Origin of the sequence: Streptomyces sp. SID3212, assembly GCF_009865405.1 — a bacterium.
Lineage (GTDB): Bacteria > Actinomycetota > Actinomycetes > Streptomycetales > Streptomycetaceae > Streptomyces.
In genome coordinates this window covers 1-1,688 of the sequence record NZ_WWJY01000439.1, presented here as the reverse complement: position 1 = coordinate 1,688, position 1,688 = coordinate 1, and the positions used below count along the sequence as shown (strand labels likewise).

Sequence of the window (1,688 nt, the reverse complement as noted above, 5' to 3'; positions counted from 1 at the left end):
CGGTTGCGGGCGGTGGTGGTGAGCCAGGCGCCGGGACGGCGCGGCACCCCGTCGCGCGGCCAGCGTTCCACCGCCCGCGCGAAGGCGTCCTGCGCGCACTCCTCCGCCAGGTCCCAGTCGCCGGTGAACCGGATCAGGGACGCCACGATCCGGCCCCACTCCTCGGCGTACGCGGCGGCGACCGCCTGGCTCACCCCGTCGCGCGCGCCCGCGTCCACCTCGTCGCTCACTCCGTCACTCCCTCACTCTCACTCCCTCACTCCGTCCAGAACGGCCACACCTCGACCATGCCGAACCGGGCCATCGGGTGCCTCGACGCGATCTCGACCGCCTCGTCCAGGTCCGCACAGTCGATGACGTCGAAGCCGGCCATGTGCTCCTTCGAGTCGGCGAAGGGACCGTCCGTGAGGAGCAGCGAGCCCTCCCGTACCCGTACGGTCGTGACGTCCTCGGCGGGCCGCACCCGGTCACCCATCAGGCGCGCGCCCCGGGCGTCCATCTCGTCCACCCAGGCCTGGGCGTCGAGTTCCGCCGGGTCGTCGATGGTGACGGAGTCGTCGGTGCAGATCAGCAGCAGGTACTTCATGGTTCCTCCTGGGGCGGATGGTGCCTCTGGGTCGTCCTACATGAGTACGACGCGCGTCGCACGACAGGATCGACAGGTCCGCCGAAAAAACTTTTCGGTCCGTACGCATATGCCGTCGGACACCGGGCAGACGCATCATCGACCCGAGTTCGCGGCCCGTCCCCCCGGGCCGCCGAGGTCCTCGGCCCACCGGCCACCCCCTTGCCGGTGCGCGCCCCGGCCCCACCGGCTACCCCCCCTTGCCGGTGGGGCCGCTTCATGCCGTCGTACGCCTCCGGCCCCGTACGGGATCAGCCGTCCTGGCCCGTGATCACGACCGGGCCCCCGCCCGGATCCGCCCGGTCGATCCAGTCGGCGGAGACGTACAGCGGACGGTTCGGCAGCGCGCCGCGCCGCAGGCGCTCGCGGTGCAGCACCCGGCCGTCCTGGCTGACGACCAGCGCCGACAATCGGCCGTCGGACCGTGCCGTACGGAGGGCGAAACGGCCGAGCGGCGGGCGCGGGCCCCTGGGGTCGATACGGTTCGGCGCCACCCACCGCAGAGGCGCGTCGACCTCCACCGCCAGCTGCCCGTCCGGCCACCGCCCGTCGGAGAGGTAGCGCAGCACCGGGCCCGCGACGAGCCGGCCCTCCCGGGCGGCGGTGCCCGCCGGCTCGACGGCGTGCAGCAGGTTGCCGACGGCGAAGACCCCCGCCGCGCCGGTACGGAACACGGTGTCGACGGCGGGTCCCCGGGTGCCCCGGTCCAGCGTGATCCCGCCCAGGCGGACCAGTTCGTGCTCGGGGATCCAGTCGCCGGTGAAGACGACCGTGTCACAGCCGAGGGTGACCGTCCTGCCGTCGGTGTGCCGCAGCGCGACCCCGGTCAGCCGGCCCCGGCCGAACAGTTCGGTCACCGTCGTGCCCGTCAGGAGCGGTACGCGCCGGTGCAGCCGGGCCCCGAACCCCGCCGGCCAGGACGACTGGTGGCGCGGCTGGTCGGTGACCATGGCGGCGATCTCCACCCCGGCGCCGCGCAGCGTGCGCACCGCGGAGTAGCTGACGGGCTCGGCCCCGACGACGACGGCGCGGGCGCCGACCGGCTGGTGGTGGAGGTGGACGG

General features: G+C 74.0%; 3 protein-coding genes. All 3 read right to left on the bottom strand.

The genetic code is table 11. The features are described 5' to 3' along the window. A partial coding sequence (locus GT042_RS13040) for a sigma factor (RefSeq protein ID WP_345943758.1) occupies positions 1-230 on the bottom strand: 230 nt, incomplete at its 3' end. A 26-nt stretch (positions 231-256) separates the two neighbouring features. After that, the gene (locus GT042_RS13035) at positions 257-586 is read right to left on the bottom strand and encodes a YciI family protein (RefSeq protein WP_161308867.1); all 330 of its coding nucleotides are present in this window, start codon (positions 584-586) and stop codon (positions 257-259) included. A gap of 290 nt (positions 587-876) precedes the next feature. Beyond that, a partial coding sequence (locus GT042_RS13030) for an FAD-dependent oxidoreductase (RefSeq protein ID WP_161308866.1) occupies positions 877-1,688 on the bottom strand: 812 nt, incomplete at its 5' end.

Bases quoted from the DNA above. Each gene is read 5' to 3' on its own strand.
- GT042_RS13035 (WP_161308867.1), bottom strand. From the start codon at position 586: ATGAAGTACCTGCTGCTGATCTGCACCGACGACTCCGTCACCATCGAC.